The organism is Ectopseudomonas oleovorans (genome assembly GCF_003052605.1).
Classification (GTDB): Bacteria; Pseudomonadota; Gammaproteobacteria; order Pseudomonadales; family Pseudomonadaceae; genus Aquipseudomonas; species Aquipseudomonas oleovorans_A.
In genome coordinates, this window is sequence record NZ_QASO01000136.1 from 1 (window position 1) to 24,338 (window position 24,338).

General features: G+C 62.0%; 21 protein-coding genes and 3 pseudogenes. 5 read left to right on the forward strand and 19 right to left on the reverse strand.

Translation table 11 applies throughout. From position 1 onward, the window contains the following. Positions 1-320: 320 nt before the first annotated feature. From DBO86_RS24705 to metG, 7 genes are all read right to left on the reverse strand, one after another. Entirely contained in the window at positions 321-1,028 is a 708-nt protein-coding gene (locus DBO86_RS24705; protein ID WP_108235144.1) for an electron transport complex subunit E, read from the reverse strand. Continuing rightward, a complete protein-coding gene (rsxG, locus tag DBO86_RS24710) occupies positions 1,025-1,660 on the reverse strand; it encodes an electron transport complex subunit RsxG (RefSeq protein WP_108235145.1) in 636 nt (211 codons plus the stop codon). The genes DBO86_RS24705 and rsxG overlap by 4 nt, the downstream gene beginning before the upstream one ends. A 2-nt stretch (positions 1,661-1,662) precedes the next feature. After that, positions 1,663-2,694, reverse strand: a complete 1,032-nt coding sequence (locus DBO86_RS24715; RefSeq protein WP_108235146.1) for an RnfABCDGE type electron transport complex subunit D — start codon at positions 2,692-2,694, stop codon at positions 1,663-1,665. Between the two features lie 193 nt (positions 2,695-2,887). Further along, entirely contained in the window at positions 2,888-5,149 is a 2,262-nt protein-coding gene (gene rsxC, locus DBO86_RS24720; protein WP_108235147.1) for an electron transport complex subunit RsxC, read from the reverse strand. Next, the gene (gene rsxB, locus DBO86_RS24725) at positions 5,146-5,721 is read right to left on the reverse strand and encodes an electron transport complex subunit RsxB (RefSeq protein ID WP_012017990.1); all 576 of its coding nucleotides are present in this window, start codon (positions 5,719-5,721) and stop codon (positions 5,146-5,148) included. Before rsxB ends, rsxC begins: the two co-directional genes overlap by 4 nt. Continuing rightward, positions 5,718-6,302: an electron transport complex subunit RsxA gene (rsxA, locus tag DBO86_RS24730; RefSeq protein ID WP_021488430.1), complete on the reverse strand. Its 585-nt coding sequence runs from the start codon at positions 6,300-6,302 to the stop codon at positions 5,718-5,720. Before rsxA ends, rsxB begins: the two co-directional genes overlap by 4 nt. Positions 6,303-6,577: 275 nt before the next feature. Continuing rightward, positions 6,578-8,614: a methionine--tRNA ligase gene (gene metG / locus DBO86_RS24740; RefSeq protein WP_108235148.1), complete on the reverse strand. Its 2,037-nt coding sequence runs from the start codon at positions 8,612-8,614 to the stop codon at positions 6,578-6,580. A gap of 183 nt (positions 8,615-8,797) precedes the next feature. Between metG and apbC the strand changes: the two genes are divergently transcribed. Next, positions 8,798-9,886: an iron-sulfur cluster carrier protein ApbC gene (gene apbC, locus DBO86_RS24745; RefSeq protein WP_108235149.1), complete on the forward strand. Its 1,089-nt coding sequence runs from the start codon at positions 8,798-8,800 to the stop codon at positions 9,884-9,886. Between the two features lie 434 nt (positions 9,887-10,320). Here the strand turns inward: apbC and DBO86_RS24750 are convergent, their stop codons facing one another. Together DBO86_RS24750 and DBO86_RS24755 are read right to left on the reverse strand one after the other, a co-directional pair. Beyond that, positions 10,321-11,745 (reverse strand): IS1182 family transposase, encoded by a 1,425-nt coding sequence (locus DBO86_RS24750; RefSeq protein WP_108235150.1) that lies wholly within the window; start codon positions 11,743-11,745, stop codon positions 10,321-10,323. Positions 11,746-11,858: 113 nt separating this feature from the next. Beyond that, positions 11,859-12,068: a cold-shock protein gene (locus DBO86_RS24755; RefSeq protein ID WP_003245585.1), complete on the reverse strand. Its 210-nt coding sequence runs from the start codon at positions 12,066-12,068 to the stop codon at positions 11,859-11,861. 300 nt (positions 12,069-12,368) lie between these two features. On the opposite strand from DBO86_RS24755, the gene dcd reads away from it, so the two are divergent. Continuing rightward, positions 12,369-12,935 (forward strand): dCTP deaminase, encoded by a 567-nt coding sequence (gene dcd, locus DBO86_RS24760; RefSeq protein ID WP_004423764.1) that lies wholly within the window; start codon positions 12,369-12,371, stop codon positions 12,933-12,935. A 62-nt stretch (positions 12,936-12,997) separates the two neighbouring features. Here dcd and nadE read toward each other — a convergent pair whose 3' ends face one another. From nadE to DBO86_RS24795, 7 genes and pseudogenes are all read right to left on the reverse strand, one after another. Then, the gene (nadE, locus tag DBO86_RS24765; protein WP_108235151.1) at positions 12,998-13,825 is read right to left on the reverse strand and encodes an ammonia-dependent NAD(+) synthetase; all 828 of its coding nucleotides are present in this window, start codon (positions 13,823-13,825) and stop codon (positions 12,998-13,000) included. Positions 13,826-13,835: 10 nt separating this feature from the next. Continuing rightward, positions 13,836-15,035, reverse strand: a pseudogene (gene pncB / locus DBO86_RS24770) (nicotinate phosphoribosyltransferase). After that, positions 15,032-15,675, reverse strand: a pseudogene (locus DBO86_RS24775) (nicotinamidase). Before DBO86_RS24775 ends, pncB begins: the two co-directional pseudogenes overlap by 4 nt. Before the next feature lie 342 nt (positions 15,676-16,017). Continuing rightward, positions 16,018-18,531, reverse strand: a complete 2,514-nt coding sequence (locus DBO86_RS24780) for a penicillin acylase family protein (protein WP_108235152.1) — start codon at positions 18,529-18,531, stop codon at positions 16,018-16,020. Positions 18,532-18,631: 100 nt separating this feature from the next. Further along, positions 18,632-19,096, reverse strand: coding sequence for a DUF2489 domain-containing protein (locus DBO86_RS24785; RefSeq protein WP_108235153.1), 465 nt, complete (start codon positions 19,094-19,096; stop codon positions 18,632-18,634). 7 nt (positions 19,097-19,103) lie between these two features. Continuing rightward, complete coding sequence (locus tag DBO86_RS24790; RefSeq protein ID WP_074859754.1) at positions 19,104-19,298, reverse strand: SEC-C metal-binding domain-containing protein; 195 nt, start codon at positions 19,296-19,298, stop codon at positions 19,104-19,106. Positions 19,299-19,315: 17 nt separating this feature from the next. Next, on the reverse strand, positions 19,316-19,813 hold the full coding sequence (locus DBO86_RS24795; protein WP_208630565.1) for an LEA/WHy family protein: 498 nt from the start codon (positions 19,811-19,813) through the stop codon (positions 19,316-19,318). 192 nt (positions 19,814-20,005) lie between these two features. On the opposite strand from DBO86_RS24795, the gene DBO86_RS24800 reads away from it, so the two are divergent. Continuing rightward, complete coding sequence (locus DBO86_RS24800; protein WP_084341335.1) at positions 20,006-20,560, forward strand: hypothetical protein; 555 nt, start codon at positions 20,006-20,008, stop codon at positions 20,558-20,560. A gap of 67 nt (positions 20,561-20,627) precedes the next feature. Here DBO86_RS24800 and DBO86_RS26965 read toward each other — a convergent pair. From DBO86_RS26965 to DBO86_RS24815, 3 genes and pseudogenes are all read right to left on the reverse strand, one after another. Next, positions 20,628-21,517: pseudogene (locus DBO86_RS26965) on the reverse strand (hypothetical protein); the annotation flags it as partial. 90 nt (positions 21,518-21,607) lie between these two features. Then, positions 21,608-22,090 carry a YchJ family protein gene (locus tag DBO86_RS24810; RefSeq protein ID WP_004423800.1) on the reverse strand — a complete coding sequence of 161 codons (483 nt, stop codon included), beginning with the start codon at positions 22,088-22,090 and terminating at the stop codon, positions 21,608-21,610. 4 nt (positions 22,091-22,094) lie between these two features. Beyond that, complete coding sequence (locus tag DBO86_RS24815; protein ID WP_074859763.1) at positions 22,095-22,592, reverse strand: DUF6231 family protein; 498 nt, start codon at positions 22,590-22,592, stop codon at positions 22,095-22,097. 160 nt (positions 22,593-22,752) lie between these two features. Between DBO86_RS24815 and DBO86_RS27390 the strand changes: the two genes are divergently transcribed. Further along, positions 22,753-23,382, forward strand: coding sequence for an OmpA family protein (locus DBO86_RS27390; protein ID WP_108235155.1), 630 nt, complete (start codon positions 22,753-22,755; stop codon positions 23,380-23,382). A gap of 178 nt (positions 23,383-23,560) precedes the next feature. Continuing rightward, positions 23,561-24,259, forward strand: coding sequence for a PA1041 family peptidoglycan-binding anchor lipoprotein (locus DBO86_RS24825; RefSeq protein WP_108235156.1), 699 nt, complete (start codon positions 23,561-23,563; stop codon positions 24,257-24,259). Positions 24,260-24,338: the final 79 nt, after the last annotated feature.

Genomic DNA, 24,338 nt, shown 5'->3' on the forward strand with positions numbered 1-24,338 from the left:
CGTAGTAGAGATCCACTCGATTGCACAGTGACATGAACTGATGACGAACCGGTCGCACCGACCTGTGTGTAACCTGCTGCATCCATCGGCCCTCTGCTTTGCAAGGCCGCTAGCCCGGTTAGGCGCACAGGAGCGAAATTCATCATGGCTCAAGGCTAACGCCTTATCAGAAGTCGAATATACGGAAGCAGTCGTACCTAGGTTCAGAGGCAGATTATTTCACTGGCAAAACGGGAGGAGTCCATATACGGATGTAATCCGGGGCGGGTGGTTTTGGCATTCCCGGATTGCATACGGGCTAAGGGTGCTCGCTTGTGGCGTCATTCGATGACTCCGGTAACGCGAACTCGGCGGCTTTGTGCCGGTGCCTCGGGCGCGGCGGCCTTGGCTCGCTCGGCGGCGATCTGATCGATGCGGTTCTTGCCGGCGATCAGCAGGCCCAGAACGATAAAGGCGCCCGGCGGCAGGATGGCCAGCAGAAAGCCCTTGTAATCCTGCACCAGGGTAAGTTTCCACTCGGCGGCAATCGGCCCGAACAACAGGTGCATATTGGCGAACAGAGCGCCGGTGCCGAGCAGCTCGCGAATGGCGCCGATCAACACCAGCACCACGCCGAAGCCCAGGCCCATCATCAGACCGTCATAGGCGGCGCGGGCCGGGTCGTGTTTGGCGGCAAAGCCATCGGCGCGGCCGAGGATCATGCAGTTGGTGGTGATCAGCGGAATGAAGATGCCGAGGATCTGGTACAGCTCGTAGGTATAGGCCTGCATCAGCAGCTCGATGCAGGTGGTCAGCGCGGCGATGATCATGACGAAGGCCGGCAGGCGCACGGCGGTATTGACCACGCCGCGCACCAGCGACACGGCGGTGTTGGAGCACACCAGTACCACGGCGCTGGCCAGGGCCAGGCCGAGGGCGTTGACCGTGGAGTTGCTCACCCCCAGCAGCGGGCAAAGGCCGAGCAGCTGCACCAGGGCCGGGTTGTTCTTCCACAGGCCGTTGAAGCTGATTTCGCGGTAACTGGTCATTGCTCGTCCTCCGCCAGGCCCAGCAATTGGGCGCGGTGCTTGTCGAAGTAGCGCAGGGCGCCGTGCACGGCCTTGACCACGGCGCGCGGGGTGATGGTGGCACCGGCGAACTGGTCGAAGTCGCCGCGATCCTTCTTCACTGCCCAGCCGTCTTCGCCGGGATCGCTCAGGGATTTACCTTCGAAGCTGCGCACCCAGTCGCTCTTGGCCAGCTCGATCTTGTCACCCAGGCCTGGGGTTTCCTTGTGGCTGAGCACGCGTACGCCAGCCAGGCGGCCATCGGCGAAGATGCCCACCAGCAGGTGGATGGCACCGCTGTAGCCGTCCGGTGCGGTCACCGGCAGGATCAGCGCACTGGGCTGGTCGCCTTTCAATGCCAGGTAGGCCGACTGCGGGCTGCGGTGGCCCAGCTCGGCGGCGTTGAGCTCGATGCGGTTATCCAGCAGGTGATTGTCGTAGCTGCCGGCTGGCAGGATTTCCGCCAGGGCGCGCACCTGCGCTTCGCGTTCGGCCTTGGCGATGCGTTCGGCGGTGCCCTGTTGCAGCAGGGCCACGCTGCCGACGGTGCCGATGGCGAACAGGCCAAGTACCAGGGCGTTCTTCAGCATCGAGCGGCTGATTTCCGGCAGCATGCTCATTCTCCCAGCTTGAAGCCGCTATTGGGCTTGCGGTGGCCGTAGCTGCGCGGCCGGGTGTAGTAGTCGATGGTCGGCGCCGCCAGGTTCATCAGCAACACGGCGAAGGCCACCGCATCCGGGTAGCCGCCCCAAGTGCGGATCACGTAGACCAACACGCCGACGCCGATGCCGAACACCAAGCGTCCGCGATTGCTGGTAGCGCCGGAGACCGGGTCGGTGACGATGAAGAAGGCGCCGAGCATGGTCGCGCCGGTGAGCAGGTGGAACAGCGGCGAGCCGTTGGAGTCCGAACCGCTGCCGTTCCAGAACAGCAGACTCATGACGAACAGCGCGGCGAGCATGCCCAGCGGCGCGTGCCAGGTGATCAGGCGCTTGTGCAGCAGGTACAGGCCGCCGGCGAGGAAGGCCAGATTGACCGCTTCGCTGCCGGCACCGCCGAAGTGACCGAAGGCTGCATTGCTGGCGCGCAGCTCGTCGATGGTCAGGCTCTTGTTCACCTTCAGGGCATCCAGCGCGGTGGCCTGGGCCCAGCCATCAGGCAGGCTGGCGATGCCCAGTATGTGCTTGAGACCGTCCAGCGCGGCGACGCCATGCGGGGCCGGCCAACTGGTCATCTCCACCGGGAAGGAGATCAGTACCACCACGTAGCCGACCATGGCCGGATTGAACGGGTTCTGCCCGAGTCCACCATAGAGCTGCTTGCCGAAGCCGATGGCGAAGCCACAGGCGATCAGAGTCAGCCACCAGGGCGAGTAGGGTGGTAGAGCCAGGGCCAGCAGCACGGCGGTGACCAGGGCGCTGTAGTCCTTGAGGAAGAACGCGATCGGACGTTTGCGTGCCGCCAGCAGAGCAGCTTCGAAGCCCAGCGCGCAGAGGCTGGCCCAGAGCAGGTTGAACAGGGTGCCGGCGCCGAACAGCCAGGTCAGTGCGAGGATGCCCGGCACGGTGGCCAGCAGCACCTGCAGCATGACCTGCTGGGTACGGTTGCTGCCCTTGGCGTGGGGCGATGTGATGCGGGGCAGGGCCATCGGCGCTCCGGTGGTTCTGTTACTGCGTTCGTATTGAGCGCAGTGGTGTGTCGATTCCCCCGATGTTATCCAGGCTGCATGCGATGCCAAGGACTGTAGGAGCCGGCTTGCCGGCGATGCTTTTGGCCATGATCGCCAGCAAGCTGGCTCCTACAGAACGGTGCAGCAGCCCGAATGCAATCCGGGCCGGTTGTCAGGGTTGATATTCGTTCAGCTTGCGCTCCGCTTCGGTCAGGCGTGTGCGTGCCTGTTCCAGCGCCTCGCCAGCGGCGCTCTCGTCACGCTCCAGCTTGCGCAGGTCGGCGCGGGCGAAGGCCGCCTCGGTCTTCAGCGCCTTGAATTTTTCGTCCACGCCGGGGCGTTCGGTGCGCACCAGCTCCGGCGCCGGTTTGCCCGAGGCCGCCTCGGCGGCATGTAGAGCGTGTTCAGCGTCAGCCAGGGCATCGCGCAGCGGCTGCAGCGTGGTTTCGTCGCTGCCGGCTTTTTCCGCCTTTTTCAGCTCGGCGCGTTTCATTGCCAGCTCGACCTTGGCCTTTTTCAAGGCGTCGTCACCGGCGGGTTTGGCAGCGGGGGCGGGCGCCTGCTTCTCCAGGTCGGCAAGGGCTTTCTCGGCTGCTTCCAGTTGCTGGCGAACGCGGGTGATTTCGGCCTGCTGCTCGTCGTCCGGGTTTTCGATCTTTTCCAGCTTGCGCAGCTGGGCCTTGAGCATGGCGGCTTCGATCTTGGCTTTCTTCAGCACTTCGTCACCGGTCGGCTTGGGAGCCGGCGCCGGCGTCGGCGCAGGTGCTGCGGTCTGGGCGTCTGCCAGTGCCTGCTGTGCGGCTTTGGCAGCGGCGCGCAGCTCGCTGACCTGCGCCTGCAGTTCGGGCGTATCGTGGGCGGCCAGCTGTTTTTCCGCCTTTTTCAGCGCGACCTGGGCCATGCTGGCTTCGATCTTGAGTTTCTTCAGCGTTTCGTCGGCCGGTGCGGCTGCCGCAGCAGGGGGCGCTTCGGCTTGTGCCGCCTTGGCGCGGGCGGCCTTCTCGGCGCGGGCCTTGCGCTCGGCTTCCTTCTGTTCCTCGGCGCGGCGCAGGCGTTCCTGGCGCTGCTCGAAGCGCTGTTTGGAGTGCTCGGCCTTGAGCTGTTTCTGTTCCAGCTCGCGAATTTCCGCCTTGGCCGCGCGGTAGTATTGCACCAGCGGGATACTGGATGGGCAGACGTAAGCGCAGGCGCCGCATTCGATGCAGTCGAACAGGTTGTGCGCCTTGAGCTGTTCGTGCTCCTGGCCCAGGGCGAAGAAGTGCAGTTGCTGCGGCAACAGGCTGGCCGGACAGGCCTCGGCGCATTCGCCACAGCGGATGCAGGGCATGGCCGGCGGTGGCGGCGGCAGCTCGGCAGCGGTGCTGGCCAGCAGGCAGTTGCTGCTCTTGATCAGCGGCACGTCCAGCGAGGGCAGGGTAAAGCCCATCATCGGTCCGCCCATGATCAAGCGGTTGAGTTTGCTGGTGTCCAGTCCGGCGAACGCCAGCAGCTCGCCCACCGGTGTGCCGATCAGCGCCTCGACATTGCCGGGCCGCGCCAGCGCTTCGCCGGTCAGCGTGGTAATGCGTGAGATCAATGGCTTGCCCAACAGCACGGCGTCGTGGATGGCCACGCAGGTACCGACGTTCTGGCAGAGAATGCCGATATCGGCCGGTAGGCCGCCGCTGGGCACCTCGACACCGGTGAGAATCTGGATCAGCTGTTTCTCACCGCCGGAGGGGTACTTGGTGGGGAACACCCGCACCTGGTAGTCATGCCCGGCGCAGGCGGCGCGCATGGCGGCGATGGCCTCGGGCTTGTTGTCTTCGATGCCGATCAGCACCTGCTGCGGCTGAATCAGATGGGCCAGTATCTCGATACCGGCCACCAGCTCGTCGGCGCGCTCGCGCATCAGCAGGTCGTCAGCGGTGATATAGGGCTCGCACTCGGTGCCGTTGATGATCAGCGTGTGGATCTTCTGCGTCGGCCGCGCAGTCAGTTTCACCGCGGTAGGGAAGCCGGCGCCGCCCAGGCCGCTGATACCAGCCTCGCGAATCAGCGCTAGCAGCTCGGCAGACTCCATATGCCGGTAGTCGGCATGGGACGTCAGTTCGACCCACTCGTCCAGGCCGTCGCTGTCGATGACGATGGCCGGTGCCAGCATGCCGGAGACGTGCGGGTAGGGCTGCGGGCCGATAAAGCTGACGGTGCCGGAAGTCGGGGCATGCAGCGGCGCGCTGACGAAGCCGTTGGCCTCGGCGATCTTCTGCCCCTTGAGTACCCGCTCACCGACCACCACGCAGGGCTCGGCGACCGTACCGATATGCTGGCCGAGCGGCAAGACCAGGCGCTTGGGCAGCGGCGCCTGCTGGATCGGCGTGCGGTTGGACAGCTCCTTGCGCTCGGCAGGGTGGATGCCGCCGGGTATATCCCAGATCTTTTCCTGCGCGCTCATGCCGCCTGCTCCCGGTCGCTGGCGATCAACTGGCCGGGCGCCAGCGGTTTGTCCCATTTCCAGCTTTGCACGGTGCTACCGACTTCGATCATGTCGATGCAGTCCACCGGGCAGGGTTCGACGCACAGGTCGCAGCCGGTGCATTCGCTGACGATCACCGTGTGCATCTGCCGCGCAGCGCCGACGATGGCGTCCACCGGACAGGCCTGGATGCACTTGGTGCAGCCAATGCATTCGGCTTCGCGGATAAACGCGACCATCTGCGGCTTCTCGCCTTCCACCGCATCCAGCGGCTCGGGCTCGACGTCCAGCAGGTCGGCCAAGGCCTGGATGGTCGCCTCGCCACCGGGCGGACACTTGTTGATCTTGTCGCCGCCGGCGATCGCCTCGGCGTAGGGCTTGCAGCCCGGGTAGCCGCACTGGCCGCACTGGGTCTGTGGCAGCAGCGCGTTGATCTGCTCGGCGATGGGGTCGCCCTCGACCTTGAAGCGCACCGCGGCGAAACCGAGGATGGCGCCGGCGATCAGGCACAGGCCGAGCAGGGCGAGTACGGCGACGAGAACCAGACTCATAGCTTGATCAACCCGGCAAAGCCCATGAAGGCCAGTGACATCAGGCCGGCGGTGATCATGCCGATGGCCGCGCCCTGAAAGGACTTGGGCACATCGGCGATGGCGATGCGTTCGCGCATGGCGGCGAACAGTACCAGCACCAGGGAGAAGCCCAGGCCGGCGGCGAAGCCGTTGGCAGTGGCGGTGATGAAGGTGAACTCAGCCTTGTTGGCGTTGAGCAGGGCCACGCCCAGGACGATGCAGTTGGTGGTGATCAGTGGCAGGAAGATGCCCAGCACGCGATACAGCAGTGGGCTGGTCTTGTTCACCACCATCTCGGTGAACTGCACGGTCACCGCGATCACCAGGATGAAGCTGATGGTGCGCAGGAATTCCAGGTCTAGCGGCTTGAGCACGTACTGCTGTACCAGGTAGCTGCACATGGCGGCCAGGGTCAGCACGAAGGTGGTGGCCAGGGACAGGCCGATGGCGGTTTCGATCTTCTTCGACACCCCCATGAACGGGCACAGGCCGAGAAACTGCACCAGCACGAAGTTATTGACCAGGATGGCGCTGACCATGATCAGGACGAGTTCGGTCATCGGGTTGCCGTCGAGTGCGCAAAGGCCATAGGAAAAGGGCGCCTATTATCGGGAAGCGCGTAGATGCAAACAAGCCGGCATTGGCCTAATGCCAGTCAGTTAAGCGTCGCCGCTGCGAATACGTAGGAGCGGCGCCCCGCCGCGAACCAGGGCGATGCGCAATTGAAAAGCTTCGCCCCGAGGCGGGGCTCCTACGAAAGGCCGCTTTGGCAATCTTATCTGACTGGCATTAGGCATTGGCCGGCTTGTTCGACAGCGATAAGCCTAGCGTGTGCTTACTTGACGCGCTGACCCGGTTTGGCGCCGCTGTCCGGGCTGAGCAGGTAGATTTCCTCACCACCAGGGCCGGCCGCCAGGACCATGCCTTCGCTGATGCCGAACTTCATCTTGCGCGGCGCCAGGTTGGCGACGTACAGGGTCAGGCGGCCTTCCAGCTTGCTCGGGTCCGGGTAGGCGGACTTGATGCCGGAGAACACGTTGCGCTTCTCGTCACCGATGTCCAGCGACAGGCGCAGCAGCTTGTCGGCGCCTTCGACGAACTCGCACTTCTCGATCAGGGCAATACGCAGGTCGACAGCGGCGAAGGCGTCGAAGTTGATCTCGGCAGCCAGCGGATCCTTGGCAAGTTCACCGTTGCCTTGAGGCTTGGGCGCTTCGGCGGCCAGGTCTTCCTTGGAGGCTTCGATCATGGCTTCGATTTTTGCTGGCTCGATGCGGGTCAACAGCGGGTTGAACGGGTTCAGCTGATGGTTGGCCAGTGGCAGTGCCAGGTCGGCCCAGGTTTGCGGCTGCACGTTGAGGAAGGCTTCGGCCTCGGCGGCCAGCTTCGGCAGCACGGGTTTTAACATGATCACCAACTGGCGGAACAGATTGATACCCAGGGCGCAGATAGCCTGCACTTCGGCCTGCTTGCCCTCGACCTTGTTCAGCGCCCAGGGCGCCTTGTCGGCGATCCAGGCGTTGGCGCGGTCGGCCAGGGCCATGATCTCGCGCATGGCGCGGGAGAAGTCGCGCGCCTCGTAAGCCTCGGCAATGCTCGGTGCAGCGGCCTGGAAGGCGTCCCACAGCTCCGGTTCCGGGTTGGCCGCAACCAGCAGGCCATTGTTGCCCTTGTGGATGAAACCCGCGCAGCGGCTGGCGATGTTGACCACCTTGCCGACCAGGTCGGAGTTGACCTTCTGCACGAAGTCTTCGAGGTTCAGGTCCAGATCGTCCACGCCACGGCCCAGCTTGGAGGCGTAGTAGTAGCGCAGGTATTCCGGGTTCAGGTGATCGAGGTAGGTACGCGCCTTGATGAAGGTGCCGCGCGATTTGGACATCTTCTGCCCGTTGACCGTCAGGTAGCCGTGCACATTGACGGCGGTCGGCTTGCGGTAGCCCGCGCCTTCGAGCATGGCCGGCCAGAACAGAGCGTGGAAATTGACGATGTCCTTGCCGATGAAGTGGTACAGCTCGGCAGTGGAGTCCTTGCCCCAGAATGCATCGAAATCCAGCTCCGGGCGTTTGCTGCAGAGGTTCTTGAAGCTGGCCATGTAGCCGATCGGCGCGTCCAGCCAGACGTAGAAGTATTTGCCTGGCTCGCCGGGAATCTCGAAGCCGAAGTAGGGCGCATCGCGGCTGATGTCCCACTCCTGCAGACCACCATCGAGCCATTCGGCGATCTTGTTGGCCACTGCGTCCTGCAACGCACCGGAGCGCGTCCATTGCTTGAGCATGGCCTCGAAGTCCGGCAGCTTGAAGAAGAAGTGCTGCGATTCCTTGAGCACCGGCACGGCACCGGAGATGGCCGAGCGCGGATTCTTCAGCTCGGTCGGTGCATAGGTGGCGCCGCATTTCTCGCAGTTATCGCCGTACTGGTCTTCGGCCGCGCATTTCGGGCAGGTGCCCTTGATGAAACGGTCGGCGAGGAACATGCCCTTCTCGGGGTCGAAATACTGGGTCACGGCGCGGGTGGCAATATGGCCCTTTTCGCGCAGCGCCAGGTAGATGGACGCCGATAGCTCGCGGTTTTCCTCGGAGTGAGTCGAGTGGTAGTTGTCGAAGTCCACACCAAAGTCTGCGAAGTCGGCCATGTGCTCGGCACGTACGCCATCGATCAATTGTTCGGGCGTAATGCCTTCTTTCTCGGCGCGCAGCATGATCGCCGAGCCGTGGGCATCGTCGGCGCAGACATAGATCGCCTGGTTGCCACGCAGTTTCTGGTAGCGCACCCACATGTCGGTCTGCACGTACTCGAGCATGTGGCCGAGGTGGATGGAGCCGTTGGCATAGGGGAGGGCGCTGGTAACGAGAATCTTGCGGGCTTCGGTCATGGTGATCGGCTGCACGGGGGAAACGAAAGAAGTCGGCAACTATAAAGGAAGCTGCAAGCTGCAAGCTACAAACCGCAGGCAAAAGCGCATCCGTAGCGACCCTTGGTGGCGGTGTAAGGCGTGAAACGGATCGCTGCTGTTAAGATGCTTGCCTGTTTTCTCGCTGCCTTCTGGAGTTCTTGCATGAGTGCCGTCACCCGCGAAGCGGTCGAAGCCTGTCTGCGTCAGTTCACCGACCCTCATCTCGATCAGGATCCGGTCAGTGCCGGTTGCCTGCGTGAGGTCGATATTCAGGGCGCGCGCGTCGCCGTACGCCTGGAGCTGGGCTACGCCGCCGGCCTGTTCAAGAACGGTTGGGCGCAGATGCTGCAGATGGCGCTGGAGAACCTCGATGCTGTCGACAGTGCGCAGGTAAAGGTCGACTGCGTAATCGACTCGCACCAGGGCCAGGCGCAGGTGCCGGCCCTGGCCGGGGTGAAGAATGTGATCGCCGTGGCCTCGGGCAAGGGCGGTGTGGGCAAGTCCACCACCGCCGCCAACCTGGCGTTGGCCCTGGCGCGTGAGGGTGCGCGAGTGGGCATTCTCGATGCCGATATCTATGGTCCCAGTCAGGGCATCATGTTCGGCATCGCCGAAGGCACGCGCCCGCAGGTCAAGGATCAGAAGTGGTTCGTGCCGCTCGAAGCCCATGGCGTGCAGGTGATGTCCATGGCCTTTCTCACCGACGACAACACACCGATGGTGTGGCGCGGGCCGATGGTCAGCGGGGCCTTACTGCAACTGATTACCCAGACCGCCTGGAATGATCTCGATTACCTGGTGGTGGACATGCCGCCGGGCACTGGCGACATCCAGCTGACCCTGGCGCAGAAGGTGCCGGTGGCCGGCAGCGTGATCGTCACCACGCCGCAGGATCTGGCGCTGCTCGATGCGAAAAAAGGCGTGGAGATGTTCCGCAAGGTGCACATCCCAGTGCTCGGCGTGGTGGAGAACATGGCCGTGCATATCTGCTCCAACTGCGGCCATGCCGAGCATCTGTTCGGCGAAGGCGGTGGCGAGAAACTGGCGGCGCAGTACGGTGTCGAGTTGCTGGCCTCGTTGCCGCTGTCGATGGCCATTCGCATGCAGGCCGATGACGGCAAGCCGACCACGGTGGCTGACCCGGAAAGCCAGATCGCCATGATCTATCAGGATTTGGCGCGCAAGGTCGGTGCGCGCATCGCCCAGGCTGGCAAGCCGGTCATGCCCAGTATCGAGATCAGTGAGGACTAACAGCAGCCGCGCAGCGGCATCTGATGACCCTCTTCCGCTTGCGGGAGCGGGAGAGGGCAACGCAGGCGGCTCGGTCCTGGCGTGGCTTTCCAATTGCCTTGCGACGTGGGCATCCTGCGCAGCTCTACCACCCGACTCAGTTCAAGCGTCGGAGTATCGAATTTGTAGGAGCGGCGCCCCGCCGCGAATCAGAGGGGCGCACATTTGAAAAGCTTCGCCCCGGGGCGGGGCTCCTACGAAAAGCTGCTTTGGAGCGGCTTCGGCCGCGAATTTAGCGGATAAATCCGCTCCTGTAAGGTGTGCAGACGCCCACAAAAAACCCCGCACTAGCAGGCTGTGTGAAAACGCTCTGAACTGAACCGGTTCAATACAAACGCCTCGATTGACTCGGGGCGTCTGTGTTTTTACTGATGCAATGATGCAAAGTGCAGCGTTCAGGTCAGTAGCTCGATCATGCGGCGCGCCCCGAGTACCGAAATAGCACGTTTGAGGTTGTAGGCTTGCACGGCCATCGCCATCTCAGCTCTCACCCCGCTGAAATGGCGCACTAGAAAACGACCGTTGCCCAGAATCCATTGTTTGAGATTGCCAAAAGGGTGCTCGACGATTGCTCGTCGCCGTCCCATCATCTCAGGGTGAGTTTCGAGTCGTTTCTCCATCCGCGCGAACGCCTCTTCGTTGGGATGGCGGCTGATATGACGCCGTTGGGCCTGTGTGCACTTGGCTTTTAATGGGCAGTTCCCGCAGTCCTCGGCACGGGCTGCGTAAAGGCGAGTGCCACGATTGAGCTGTTTGAGCGACAGGGTCTTACCCGCAGGACATTGGAAGCTGTCGGTCGCAGGATCGTAAGTGAAGTCCTGACGCACAAACAGCGTGCCGCCGCCCTGGTTGTTGGGCGCGCGATTCACGGGGACGAAAGCCGTAATGCCCGCTTCTTCGCAGGCCTGAAACTGCGCCCCGTTGGAATAACCTGCATCAGCCGTGACGGTCAGCTCAGACTGCTGCAGAACCGCCTGAGTCGCTTTGGCCATCGGCTCCAACTGCTGGTTGTCGGTGCAGTCACTGGTCACTTCGTGATGCACGATCAGGCCATGCTCGGCATCGACAGCGCTCTGCACGTTGTAGGCCACGCAAGGGCTCTTGCCGGAGCAGCGCATCTTCTTGGCATCCGCTTCGCCTTCGACGAACTGTTCCAGGCCCTGCGCCTCCATCAGCGCTTGTACGGTCAAGTTATCGGCATGGCGATCCTGTAGCTGGCGTAGCGCCTGTTTCACCGCTGCCCGGTCAATCGTCTCTTGCGCGTCTTGTGCATCACCCTCATCAAGCTGGGCCAGGTACTGGGCAATGTGTTTTTCCAGCTTCGCTTGTTGACGCTTGAGCTTCTCCACGCTCAGGTGCTTGCGCAGCGAAGCTACCGCTTGGAACTTGCTGCCATCGATGGCCACCAGCTCCCCACTGATCAAGCTTGCCTGGCGACAAAACTGGACGAAAGCCTTGCAAGTCGCCTGAAAGGCCATGCTGTTGTCTTTGCGAAAATCCGCGATGGTCTTGAAGTCCGGCGCCAGACGACCCAGCAACCACATCACCTCGATATTGCGCTGGCACTCCGCCTCCAATCGACGAGAGGAGCGAATGCGCTGGAAGTAGCCATATAGGTATAGCTTGAGCAAATCAGCTGGATCGTAGCCAGGGCGCCCAGTCTTGAGCGGCTCAGCCTTGCTGAACCCCAGTACCTTCAGATCCAGACGAGCCACATAGGCCTCGATGACTCGAACTAGATGATCCTCAGGAACCAGCTCTTCCAATGTCGGCGGAAACAGGCTGCCTTGTTGCCGACCTTCACCTTGGATATAGCCCATAAACGACAATGCCCCTATCGACCGATAGAGGCATTGTCTTCACCTTGCACTCAGACTGCTAGGTTTTCACACAGTCTGCTAGGCGGGGCTCTTTTCAAGCAGGGTAGCGCAGGTTAGATAACCTGAACTTCCTCAGCCTGCATGCCTTTCTGACCACGGGTGGCCACGAAGGAAACTTGCTGGCCTTCTTTCAGGCTCTTGAAACCATCGCTCTGGATGGCTTTGAAGTGTACGAAGAGGTCGTCACCGGATTGCGGGGTGATGAAGCCGTAGCCTTTCTCATCGTTGAACCACTTAACGGTGCCAGTCTGACGATTGGACATGTGATGTCTCCTAACAAAAGTAATTACAGCCCTGGAAAAGCCCAGGCCGGGACTGAGTGCAACGAGTACTAGGAGTCGGACGATGTTTGGATCGAGATCTAGGCATCAAGTAGCGATTCGCGGTGACACATGCAGCACAGTGGGGACACCATACGTGGTTTTATCGCCAAGTGCGAATAGTCGATGCAGTTTTTTTGCAAATAATGACTGAAGGGCGCGCCGGCACTCTTTGAAGCGTGGCGCCTGCATCGGTAAGATGCGCTCACTTTTTTCGTAACCGCCCACTCAGGACACCTCGCCATGAGCATCAAATCGGATAAGTGGATTCGCCGCATGGCCCAGGAACACGGCATGATCGAGCCCTACGTCGAGCGCCAGGTGCGCGGTGCCGACGATAGTCGCGTCATCTCCTACGGTGTTTCCAGCTACGGCTACGACGTACGTTGCGCCGACGAATTCAAGGTGTTCACCAATATCCATTCGGCCATCGTCGACCCGAAGAATTTCGATGAGAAGAGCTTCGTCGACATCAAGAGCGACGTTTGCATCATTCCGCCTAACTCCTTCGCCCTGGCGCGCACCGTTGAATACTTCCGTATTCCGCGTGACGTACTGACCATCTGCTTGGGCAAGAGCACCTATGCGCGTTGCGGCATCATCGTCAACGTCACGCCGCTGGAGCCGGAGTGGGAAGGTCACGTGACCCTGGAATTCTCCAACACCACCAACCTGCCGGCGAAGATCTACGCCAACGAAGGTGTGGCGCAGATGCTGTTCCTGCAGTCCGACGAGGCCTGTGAGGTGTCCTATCGCGATCGCGGTGGCAAGTACCAGGGGCAGACCGGTGTAACCCTGCCCAAGGCCTGATCGAACCTCCTGATGCGAAGAAGCCGGGCATTGCCCGGCTTCTTCGTTTCTGCCCTCTGCGATCAAGGCACCAGCGGCAGCTCGCGCTTGTGGCGGGTGGCGTCGTAGGTGCGCACGATGGTGGCATAGGCCTCGTCGCTGACGGTCTCACCATGCAGGAAGGCGTCGATCTCGGCATAGGTCACGCCATGGGCTTCCTCGTCCGGTTTGCCCGGGCGCAATTCTTCCAGATCGGCAGTCGGCGTTTTCATCACCAGATGCTGCGGTGCTCCCAGGTGTGCGGCGATGGCGCGTACCTGTTTCTTCACCAGGCCAGACAGCGGGGCCAGGTCGCAGGCGCCATCACCGAATTTGGTGAAGAAGCCCATGACCGCCTCGGCGGCATGATCGGTGCCGATCACCAGGCCATTGTTGGCGTTGGCGATGGCGAACTGGGCGACCATGCGAATGCGGGCCTTGACGTTACCCAGTACGAAGTCGCGCCGGGCATGGCTCAGCTGTTCCAGATGACTGACCTGCAGGGCCAGGCCGTTGACGCTGTCGGCGATGTTGACCGTGACGGACTCATCGGCACGGATGAATTGCAGCGAATCCTGTGCGTCATGCTCGTCATGCTGGGTGTTGTGCGGCAGACGCACGGCGATGAAGCGATAGGCGCTATCGCCGCTCTCGGCACGTAATTCCTCGACCGCGAGCTGAGCCAGACGCCCGGCCGTGGTCGAGTCGACGCCGCCGCTGATACCGAGCACCAGCACCTTGAGGCCTGACTTTCTGAGGGTGTTCTTGATGAAGGTCTTGCGCCGCTCGATCTCTGCACTCAGCGCAGCGTCGTCGGCGAATGGCGGCACCACGTTGAGGGCGGCGGCGATTTCGGCTTGGCGGTTGCTCATGTCTGGCTCCTCACTGGGTCACGCGAAAGACGTGTTTCAGGTAATGGACGAAGTTCTCGTCGCGGCATTGGGTCTTGCCGGGCGTATCGGAAATCTTCGCTACCGGTTGACCGTTGCAGGCGATCATCTTGATCACGATGTTCATCGGCTCGACGCCGGGGATGTCGCAGGTCAGGTTGGTTCCGACCCCGAAGCTTACGTGGATTCGCCCGGAAAGTGCACGGTAGAGCCGCAGCGACTTGGGCAGGTCGAGTCCGTCGGAGAACACCAGGGTCTTGCTCATCGGATCGATGCCGAGTTTCTCGTAGTGGGCGATGGCTTTTTCCGCCCACACCAGTGGGTCGCCGGAGTCATGGCGCAGGCCGTCGAAGAGCTTGGCGAAGCACAGGTCGAAATCGTCGAGGAAGGCATCCATGGTGATGCAGTCGGTCAGGGCGATGCCCAGCAAACCGCGGTATTCGCGCACCCAGCAGTCGAGCGCGGCAATCTGGCTGTCGATCAGGCGTGGGCCAAGCTGCTGGTGCGCCATCAACCATTCGTGGGCCATGGTGCCAATGGGCTTGAGGTCGAACTCGCGGGCCAGGTGCACATTGCTGGTGCCGACGAAGCGACCGGGAAAATCGCGCTTGAGGATGTGTACCGCCTGCTCCTGCACGCGGTAGGAGAAGCGCCTGCGGGTGCCGAAATCAGCCAGCTGGAAGCCGGCCAGTTCGCTCGGCGAGGCTTCGGCCTTGAGCCAATCGAGCTTCTCGTACAGGCGCTCGGCAGCCTGTTCGAGCAGCACTTCACGGTAGCGATAGCGGTTGCGTACCTCGCTGACGATGGCCAGCAGCGGCACCTCGAAGAGGATCACGTGCAACTAGGGGCCGCGCAGACGGATGCTCAACAGGCCGTCTTCAATTCTGGTGTGCACGTAGCGCAGGTTGAAGCGGAACAGGCTTAGAAAGCGAATGAAGTCCGGCTTGATGAACTGAATGTGTTCGAGGAAGGCCAACTGGTCGACGCTCAGGCTCAGCTCACTGAGGCGTTCGATTTGATAGCGAATCTCGGCCAGGTAGGGTGTCAGATCCTCGCGGCTGCGGCAGCGGAATTCCCATTCCACCTCGGCATTGGAGTAGTTGTGCAGCACCGCTTGCATCATGGTCAGCTTGTAGAAATCGGTGTCCAGCAGGTTCTGCACGGTACGGTCGGCGAAAATGCTCTCGCTCATCGCAGGTTCTCCTTGGCGAGGGTGCCATCCAGCTGTTCCAGGCTGGTAGCCAGTGTAATGCTCTGTTCGCGCATGGCGTGCAGGCGCTTTCGACCGTTTCGCTGGCGATGGCGCGGCAGGCCGGTAGGAAGACGATCACCTCGAAACCGGCGCGGCGCAGTTGCGGGGCGGTGGTCTTGACGCAGTAATCCAGAGCCAGGCCGCCCACCAGTACAAGGTCGACGCCATTTTGCCGGAGAAATTCGATCACGCCCGTGCTGCGCTTCTCGGCCAGGTCGTGGTAGCAGGCGCGTAGGGGGGGCAGGTCGGCTCAACGCCTTTCCACACGAAGTAGTCGTAATCCAGCGGCGCTGGCAGGCCATCGAGCAATTCGAAGCCGGGCGTGCCAGGCACGCAGTGGCTGACCCAGGTCAGGTCTGCATTGGCCAGCGGCAGGGGGCGCAACATCTCATCGTGTTTATCGACGACCCAGGCCGCTTGCGGGCTATGGGCATCCTTGCTGCCGATGCGCAGCTGGGCGCGTGCGGCCAGTTGGTTCAGCGCCGGGACGATGGTGTCGCCCTCGGGCACCGGTAGCTCGTTGGGGCACAGCGGGGTGAAGCCTTTTTTGGGCGTCGACGTCGAAGCTGGCGATCTTCATGGTGCGCCTCCTTCTCGTGGGTAAGTGACTACATATTTTAGCTAGGGTCTGTTGCCGTTTCGACGCGAGCCGTGCGCGAAACGGCAACAGACCCTAGTAGGCGCTCTCTGAATTGCAGGCAAAAAAATAGGCGCCAGAGGCGCCAGGGGAGCATTTCAATCGATGCATAATCTCTGAGCCTGCTGAGTCCGGGAAGTTCCATCCGGTGATGGAAAAGCCATCTTTTTCTTCGGGCAAAAGAAAAGGCGCCAAGGGCGCCTTAAAACGATGATCTATGGAGTAAGTCGAATATTCAGAGTGGGGCGCTGAGGCAAAGGTTCAGCGCCGCCCGACGAACGGTCATTACTTGGCCGGCATCAGCAACAGGCGCTGGTTGCCATAGACCTTGTCCAGATTTTCCGCCTTGAACGGGAAGCTCATGTAGCCGCCCTTGAGCCATGCCTCGATGCCGTCGGCGTAGTGTGGGCTGGCTGGGTTGCCCGACTGCCCTGCGCTGTTGACGCCGACCAACGGCTCGTCGGCGGCAAAATCCACCACGATACGCATGGCCGGGATGAGGAAGGTATTGAAGTCCTGGCCCCAGGCGTAGGCAGAGACGTTCAGCGTGCTGTGGTCGCCCCCGGCCGGATAGGGGCCGCGATCCAGATAACCTTTCAAGGCGTTGATGCTGCTGCGCTGGCTGGCGCTCATGTAAGGCGCCATGCGCGTGGTGTCGGTCACCCACTCATAGGTGTGCAGCTTGCCCCATTGCCAGTTGCGACGCTCGGCGCCCAATCGGCTCTCCAGCAGCTCGATGCTGGCGGCCAGGCTGCGCGCGAGGATAGTCGGTTTGTCTTCCTGCTCTGGCGTGCGGATGTCATTCCAGAAGGGGCTGTCGGCACGGCCGAGCAGGTGGTCGGCCTGCGCCGAGTAGGAGGTGTTGGCGGTTTGCACCAGTGCCTGCCAGGCTGGGCTATCGTCCGGGCCCAGCTCGTCGAGGAAGATCTGCCGTGCGCTTTCATGCAGGAAGGCGCCGTAGATGGCGGCATCGGCCGAACTGGCGGCAAGCTTGCCGTCGAACGCCAGCAGGCGCTTCAGGGCTTCATCGGCACGTGCGCGCTGGTCAGCCGGCAGGGCCGCGATGGCCTGGCGCAGCGAGTCGTGCATGGCCGGGTCATTGAACATGGCCTGCAGTTTGGCGACAAAGGGTGAGGTCTGGTCGTACTGCATGGCGATCATGCTGCGGCCATCGTGACGGCCATTGCCGGCCAGCTCGGCGATGCGTTCGGCGCGTTCCGGGTAGTACCAGGAGCTGGACAGTTGCATGCCGTAACCGGGCGGCACGCTGCGTTCGTTGGCGGTGCCCAGCCAGCCTTGCGGTGGGTCCTGATCGTAAGGGTGCAGCATCGGGTCAGTGAAGCCGTCCCAGGCGTAGCGCTCGTCCCAGCCGGGGGAGGGCAGCAGGCCACGACCTTCGCGGCGATTCGGGTAGCGCCCGGTGACCTGCCAGCCGATATGCTGGGCGTCGGCGAAGACGATGTTCAGCGGCATGGCGCGGATCTCCCGCGTCGCCTCGAAGGCCTGGTCCACCGACTGCGCGCGCGACAGGTCGAAGAAGGCGTCGAGGCTCTGGTCACGCTCGAACTGGGTGGTTTTCAGCGCCAGGCCGTAGCCGCTCTGCAGCGCCAGGGGTTGCAGCATATGCTTGCGTTCGCCCAGTACCGAGTTGAGCAGCGGCCCGTTGCGGGTCTCGTAAAGCGTTTCGCGGATCGGGCGCTGACCTTTGATGAAGAAGGTCTCCTGGCGTTCGCTGACCGGCAGCCACTTGCCGTCGGCCTGGTACATCAGGCGACTGCCTTCGCGCTTGATGCGCTCCAGGTAGATGTCCTGATTGTCGCCCATGACCATGGTCATGCCCCAGGCCAGCTTGCCGTTGTAGCCGGCGACCACGGCCGGCACACCCGCCAGGGACACGCCCGCAGCCTGGTATTTGGGCGAGCGGATCTGCACGAAATTCCACAGCGAGGGCATGCTCAGTGGCAGGTGCGTGTCATTGGCCAGCAGGCTCTTGCCGCCACGGCTACGCTGCGGGGCGATGGCCCAGTTGTTCGAGGCGGCGACGCCGAGCATGTGCTGTTCGGCGATCTGCGCCGCGGTGCGGGAAATCGCCTGCAGGCCCGGTAGCTGGCCCTTGAGGTCGAGACCGGCGAGTTTTTCCGCCTCGGCGAAGGGCAGCGGTTCGTCCGGGTAGATCGGCAGTAGCCAGGGCAGCTTGTCGACGCCTACCTGCTGGGCCACAGTCAGTGCGGCGATCTCTTCCTGCAGGTTCACCGCCAGGCCGAAGTTCAGCAGGCAGAACAGCAGCACCGAGTCCTCGGGCTTCCAGTACTCGGGGCGGTAGCCGGACTCGGCCAGATCCATCGGTAGGCGGTTGCGATAGCGGAACATATAGGCGTTGACGCCACGCGAATAGACCTCGAAGAAGCGCTTCAGGCGCGGTGAGGCGTCGGCGTAGAGGATTTCCGCGCTCTTTTTCAGGTTGACCGCGCGCATGAAACGGTCCATTTCCAGCACGCCAGGACCGGCCATCTCGGCCAGGCGACCCTGGGCCAGCAGGCGCATGCCGATCATCTGGCTGAGGCGGTCACCAGCATGCACATAACCGAGGGTAAAGAGGGCGTCGTGGAAGGTGCTCGACTCGATCAGCGGCATGCCCAGAGCGTTACGCCGCACCGACGCACTCTCGGCCACGCCCTGAATGCGCTCAACGCCACGGGTAGGCGGCACGCTGTCGGCATAACGGCTGTTGAGCAGGGACTGGCAGCCGGCGAGGCTAATCAGTGAGGCGGCAAGAGTCAGGCGGGCCAGCGCGCGCATGGCGAAGTTCCTTGGTGTGCGGACGGTCGAGGCCGGTCGCGCAATGACCGGTCACAAAGGCGCCAAGGTAATAAGGCAGTCGCGGCCTGGCAAGAGGGGCTCAGGCGTTTGCTCGAGACCCTTTCAGCCCTTCGTCCAGTAACCAGCGTGCAGCGATACGTGCGGCGGCCTTGTGCTGCAGTTCCAGCTCGTTGAAGCGTTTTTCGAAGCGCCGCCGTTCGGCCTTGTCCAGAGCCTTCCAGGCTGCATGGGTAGGCACCTCGGCGGTGGCTTCGAAGAGCAGATGGAACACCTGGCAGTGGCTGTCATTGCTCAGGGCACTGTCATAGTTATCGAGCAGCACCTTGATGCGGATGGCGCCTTCGATCAACGGCAACTGCTCGTCGAGCAGGCTGCTGGCGAGGATGTTCAGATCGCCACCGAGACGCTGCTGGCGCTCCTGTTGCGCTTCGTCACGGGCGCGCTGGTTAGCCCACACGCGGCGCCACAGGTGCCAGGCATAGGCGGCCAGCGCTGCGATCAGCAGCAGGCCGCCAAGCAGCAGGGTCAGGTTCAAGGCGCTCATGCGCGGTTCAGGCGCCGTGGCACTTCTTGTACTTCTTCTCGCTGCCGCATGGGCAAGGATCGTTACGGCCGACATCCTTCAGCGCGTTGCGCACCGGCTCCTGATGGCCATGGTTGCAGTGCGGGCCGTGCACATGGTCGTGATCGTGATGATCGTGGTCATGGTTGCAGTCAGGGCCGTGGACGTGGGGTTGGTTGCTCATGGTGTTACTCGTGCAGGTTATTCGGGGATGAAATCGCCGGGAATTATCTCGCCATTACGCGCCATGTGCACGCTGCGGCCGAATAACATGCCGGTTTTTACCTCACCCTTGAGGCTATAGCGAATCGGCATGTCCGGTTTTTCCAGTGCCTTGACGATCTGCCGCACATGGCGCCAGAGGTTGGTGCGCACCGGTACTTCGAAGGTGTGGTGGCCGTGGGCGGGCACGGTGAACCACTCGTTGGAGTAGCCCTCGGCCAGCTGGATACCATTGAGATGGACGTTGTAGTCCAGCCCGCGCACCGGCAGGCTGACGCCGTTGGGATTGTCGATTCGAAAGCGCAGGCGGAACTCCTGTTCGAGCAGCCTGGCCTTGACCACATCAACTTTGATGAGTTGGACGTCCGGGTCCTTGAAGCTACCTGTCACCCAGGTGGAGCATCCTGTCAGGCCTGAAAGCAGGCCTAAAAACATCAATAGGCTGGTAATTCTTATCATTTGCGCCTGAGAAAGCATTTCATACCCCCGTTGCGGCCCAGTGTAACAAGCAAGCGCTTGGCTGCAACGGGTAAGCACTCATTATTTTCAATGAGTTAGTCGGGTGGTCTGGTGCTGTCGAGGTTCGGGAGAGCATGAATGAGAAGCCTGCAGTGTCGGGGCAAAGGAACCTGCGCCATACTGAGCGGCGAATAGGACAGGAGTGTGACCATGAGTCGCTACGAGATCGCCTTCTCCGGGCAATTGGTGCCGGGCGCCCAGCCGGAGCTGGTCAAAGCCAATATGGCCAAGTTGTTCCAGGCCGATGCTCAGCGCATCGCTCAGTTGTTCTCCGGGCGCCGCATCGTGATCAAGAACAACCTCGATGCGGCCGGGGCGGAGAAGTACCGGGCAACGCTGGAGCGCGCCGGTGCGCGGGTGGAGGTGGTCGATATGGACGTGCTGATCGAGGAGGTCGAGCTCGCACCGCCACCGCCCGTACAGTCGGAACCTGCGCCGGTAGTCATCCCCGCTGCGACAAGGCCGGGTCGCCTGCAGGTCGCTCCACGAGATGAGTACATGGCCGCGTTCAGTGATGTTGATGCCCCGGATTTCGATATCGCTCCGGTGGGCAGCAATCTGCAAGACGCCAGACCCGACGCTGCAGCACCACAGGTCGATCTTTCGCAGTTCAGTCTGGCCCCCGTCGGTAGCGATATGGGGCAAGCCAAGCCTGCAGCTCCGGCTCCTGCGCCGGATACTTCGCACCTGAAACTGCAGGATTGATTGTCCTGCAGGCAATCAAGCGCCGTGAGCTGCCCAGGCAACCACGGCGTTTTTGCGCTCAGGGCTGCTAGCCCGCCTTGCACTTGGCGGCGGCCTCTTCAGTTTGAGGTTACGCACGCTGGTGAAGAACAGCTCGCAGGTTTGCAGTTTCTCCGTCACCTGCCATTTCTCTGTGCAGGTATTGAGCGTTTGCTGCGGATCAACTGCCGGTTGCCGGCCCATGTTGGCCTGCCAGCAGGCGGCGCTCAGATCCTGCCCCATGACCTTGATCCCTGCTGCGTTGGCGGCAGCCTCGCTGCCCTTGTTGTTGGCCGGATCGGCCGCATACCAGATATAGCTTGGATGATTGGCGCCGAGCACGGGGACCTACTGTCCAGGCCTCGCCTCTATCTGGCCGAGGCCCAGCACCGGCAGATTCACCCCGTATTGCTGCGTGATCCAACTGCGCACCGGCGCACCAAAGGCGACCATCGGCAGGCGGGTATCGCCAGAGCCGCCGCTGAGCTCGCTGACCATGCGCCGCTGATAGCTGGTGAAGTAGCCATAAACGCCTTCCAGGGCACTGCCGGCACTGGCCGGGGCGGCAATGGGTGCGATGTCGATGATGGTCTGGTAAGCGGGGGTGTGTTCCTGCTGTACGCCATTGAAACTGAGCAGCGAGGCTCAGCGATCCGTGGTGCTCGAACGCAGATAATCCTGAGCCTGAGTCAGTGAGTAGTCCGGTGGGAAGTGCAGCAGTTCGACGCTCTTGCGGTTCTCCAGGGCCATGCCCAGGGGCAGGAAGAAGAACCAGTTGTACTGCCATTTACCGTCACTATTGAGCTGGCTGGCTCCCTGGTAGGCCAGATCACCGGCATCGAGCAATTGCAGCAGGGACTTGCCGTAATCCGTTGGCGTGCCGTCGAAATTGGCGTGAATGCGTTCTCCATTGCGTGTCACGCGTACGTTGGCCGCCGAGCGATACCACTTTTCTTGTGCATGGCTTTCTCCTTGTTGAGTGTCCTCGCGGGACGTATCAACTCAAGCAGAAAGCAGGATTAACACTAATCAGGCATTCAGGTAGGGCGCACAGCACTTCTTGAACTTCTGCCCGCCCTGGCAGGGGCAAGGATCATTGCGTCCGGCTTTCAGTGGCACCGTCGGGTCGAGGAAGAACCAGCGTTCGTCCACCTGAACGAAAGCGGAGCATTCGCGGTGACGATGTTCGTCGTTGTCATCGTGCCAGCGGGCGACGAAGCTGACCTGGGTATGTTCTGGCTTGCCGGCGAATACTTCGCTGCCTTCGACTTCCAGGCCGAGCCAGGTGCTTTGGGCGCTCCAGGCAGCCATCGCGTCGCGGTCGAGCGCCGGCTGCTGGACGGGCAGGGTAGTGGCCACCAGATAATCCACCAGGCCCAGTACATAGGCGCTGTAGCGCGAGCGCATCAGCAGTTCCGCGCTGGGCGCGTGGGTACCCGCGTGATAGTGACCACAACACTGGCTCAGCGAATTACCGCTGCCACAAGGGCAATTGGGATCGAGTGGGTTCATCGCTCTACCACCAGTATTTGCCGAAGTTTTGTGGATTAGCCCAGAACTTCGCGTTCAACCAATCGGGAACTTGCTTGTAATCGAGTAGATCATAGGTGAACAGATGCAGGGTCTGTCCCTCGCGCTGGAACTGCTCACTGGCTTGCATGGCCAGGGCGAAAAAGTCGGTTTCCTGCCAATCACCTGCTTTGAGGTCGAGCAACACGGCGACCCGGCTGGCGTTGAGGTTGCGAATGCCACCCAGTAGTTGCAGTCCATCGCGTTTGGGTAAGTGCTCCAGACAGTCGACCAGAATTGCCAGGTCGAAGCGCTGTGCGGCCAGTTCCGGTGCCAGGGGAGCAGCAGGTGCGGTGGTGACCTGACACTGCGGGTGGGCGCTGTGAAAGGCGCTGACTGCGGGCAGTTCGCTTGCGCCGAGTAACAGCAGTTTCTCGCGGGCATAGCGGGCAAGCAGTGCCGCAATGGCTTGTTGTGGAGTACGGGTACTAAGGCTGGCGGTCATCGAACTTCCTCGAAAAGTCTGCAAAGACTAACGTGGTGTCGGTATCAGGCCTAGAGTGAGAGAAAATTATCCGCAGAAGCTATAGCTGGCGGATTGTACAACTCCTGTCTTTACTACTATCGAGTCGGTTATGGGCCGATGAACATTGGAGACCTAAAGTATGAGTATCGCAAGGAACGCAGTACCCCTGATTCTGGCTAGTACCTTGCTGACCGGTTGCGCCGGCCTGCAGAAAACCGACTGGCCCACCTGCGCAGCTGTAGGCGGTGTTGGTGGTGCGGCGTTAGGGGCAATCGAAAGCTCTACCTGGGCTGGCGCTGGTGCTGCGCTCGGTGCTGGTCTTGGCGCAGCTTATTGCTGGGTGCACGGTGCCGAAGCGCAGCAGGTTGTCGTCGTCGAAGAAGTCGTTGTCGAGGAGGTCGCCGTTGCCGAGCCGGCCGAAGCCGTCCGTGTCGAACTGGACGTCAAGTTCGACTTCGACAAGGCCGAGGTCAAGCAGGAAAGCTATGGCGACATCAAAGCCCTGGCCGACTTCATGAAACAGTACCCGCAGACCAGCACCGTGGTTGAAGGTCACACCGACTCGGTGGGCAGCGATGCTTACAACCAGGGCCTGTCCGAGCGCCGTGCCAGTGCCGTGCGTGACGTTCTGGTCAACCAGTACGGTGTCGAGTCCAGTCGTGTGCAGGCAGTGGGTTATGGCGAGAGCCGCCCGGTTGCCGACAACGCCACTGCTGATGGTCGCGCCATCAACCGTCGCGTGGAAGCCGAGGTCGAAGCTCAGCCGTAAGGCGCTTCGTGTAAGCCAACTCAGGCGTCACCCGCGAAGGCCCGACCGATTTCCATCGGTCGGGCCTTTTCTTGTCTGAAATCCTGTCGCCGTCTTTACTCCCGTGATACCGGCAACATGCCGGTATCACAGGAGACACCGCCATGAGAATCAAGCTTTCGAGGGTTTACCCTTTCTCTTGGTCAGCAGTGTTCTCTCGGGTTGTGCCACGACTTCCAGTACGGGGGACGCGCCGCTCAATCAGGGGAACTGGCCCCTGTGCAGTGCGATTGGAGCCCTGGCCGGTGGCGGCCTCGGCGCAATCGAAAGTTCCACCTGGGCTGCAGGCGGCGCGGTAGCCGGTGCTCTGCTGGGAACCATCATCTGCTATGCGCAGGACGGCGACGAAGATGGCGACGGTGTGTTCGACCGCCGTGATCGCTGCCCCGGCACGCCAGCCGGTACTGCGGTAGGCCATAACGGCTGCCCTTTGCCGCAATACCCCGCCAGTGTTGCGGCCGAGCCGGCGATGGAGCAGCAGGCGCAGGATGAGGTCATCGTTCTCAGCGACCTGGGAAATGTGCTGTTCGCGTTCGATTCAGCCGAACTGACGGCTGAGGCGAGGCGCCTGCTTGCCGATGTCAGTACCCGTCTGACCGGTGCCAGTCTGGTCGCAGTCAATGTCGGCGGGCATACCGATAGCGTTGGTTCTGATGCCTACAACCAGGGGTTGTCCGAACGCCGCGCACGCAGTATTGCCGACTTTCTCATCGCCCAGGGTGTGCCTGCCGGCAAGCTCAGTACAGAAGGCCGTGGTGAGAACCAACCGGTGGCGGACAACGGCAGTGATGCCGGCCGCGCACAGAACCGCCGCGTAGAGTTGTACGTTTCCCGTTGAAGCGCAGGGGCGCCCCACAGGTCATCATAGGCCTGGGGGGTGTCGCTTTTGCGGCTGGTGATAGCTGAGGTCGCGGAAA

Coding starts and splice junctions, on each gene's coding strand:
- rsxC (WP_108235147.1), bottom strand. CDS start 5,149: ATGAGCGCGCAGGAAAAGATCTGGGATATACCCGGCGGCATCCACCCT.
- DBO86_RS24795 (WP_208630565.1), bottom strand. CDS start 19,813: ATGCTTTCTCAGGCGCAAATGATAAGAATTACCAGCCTATTGATGTTT.
- DBO86_RS24715 (WP_108235146.1), bottom strand. CDS start 2,694: ATGGCCCTGCCCCGCATCACATCGCCCCACGCCAAGGGCAGCAACCGT.
- rsxB (WP_012017990.1), bottom strand. CDS start 5,721: ATGAGTCTGGTTCTCGTCGCCGTACTCGCCCTGCTCGGCCTGTGCCTG.
- DBO86_RS27390 (WP_108235155.1), top strand. CDS start 22,753: ATGAGTATCGCAAGGAACGCAGTACCCCTGATTCTGGCTAGTACCTTG.
- rsxG (WP_108235145.1), bottom strand. CDS start 1,660: ATGCTGCCGGAAATCAGCCGCTCGATGCTGAAGAACGCCCTGGTACTT.
- DBO86_RS24750 (WP_108235150.1), bottom strand. CDS start 11,745: ATGGGCTATATCCAAGGTGAAGGTCGGCAACAAGGCAGCCTGTTTCCG.
- DBO86_RS24755 (WP_003245585.1), bottom strand. CDS start 12,068: ATGTCCAATCGTCAGACTGGCACCGTTAAGTGGTTCAACGATGAGAAA.
- nadE (WP_108235151.1), bottom strand. CDS start 13,825: ATGAGCAACCGCCAAGCCGAAATCGCCGCCGCCCTCAACGTGGTGCCG.
- rsxA (WP_021488430.1), bottom strand. CDS start 6,302: ATGACCGAACTCGTCCTGATCATGGTCAGCGCCATCCTGGTCAATAAC.
- DBO86_RS24705 (WP_108235144.1), bottom strand. CDS start 1,028: ATGACCAGTTACCGCGAAATCAGCTTCAACGGCCTGTGGAAGAACAAC.
- apbC (WP_108235149.1), top strand. CDS start 8,798: ATGAGTGCCGTCACCCGCGAAGCGGTCGAAGCCTGTCTGCGTCAGTTC.
- metG (WP_108235148.1), bottom strand. CDS start 8,614: ATGACCGAAGCCCGCAAGATTCTCGTTACCAGCGCCCTCCCCTATGCC.
- DBO86_RS24790 (WP_074859754.1), bottom strand. CDS start 19,298: ATGAGCAACCAACCCCACGTCCACGGCCCTGACTGCAACCATGACCAC.
- DBO86_RS24810 (WP_004423800.1), bottom strand. CDS start 22,090: ATGAACCCACTCGATCCCAATTGCCCTTGTGGCAGCGGTAATTCGCTG.
- DBO86_RS24780 (WP_108235152.1), bottom strand. CDS start 18,531: ATGCGCGCGCTGGCCCGCCTGACTCTTGCCGCCTCACTGATTAGCCTC.
- DBO86_RS24800 (WP_084341335.1), top strand. CDS start 20,006: ATGAGTCGCTACGAGATCGCCTTCTCCGGGCAATTGGTGCCGGGCGCC.
- DBO86_RS24785 (WP_108235153.1), bottom strand. CDS start 19,096: ATGAGCGCCTTGAACCTGACCCTGCTGCTTGGCGGCCTGCTGCTGATC.
- DBO86_RS24815 (WP_074859763.1), bottom strand. CDS start 22,592: ATGACCGCCAGCCTTAGTACCCGTACTCCACAACAAGCCATTGCGGCA.
- dcd (WP_004423764.1), top strand. CDS start 12,369: ATGAGCATCAAATCGGATAAGTGGATTCGCCGCATGGCCCAGGAACAC.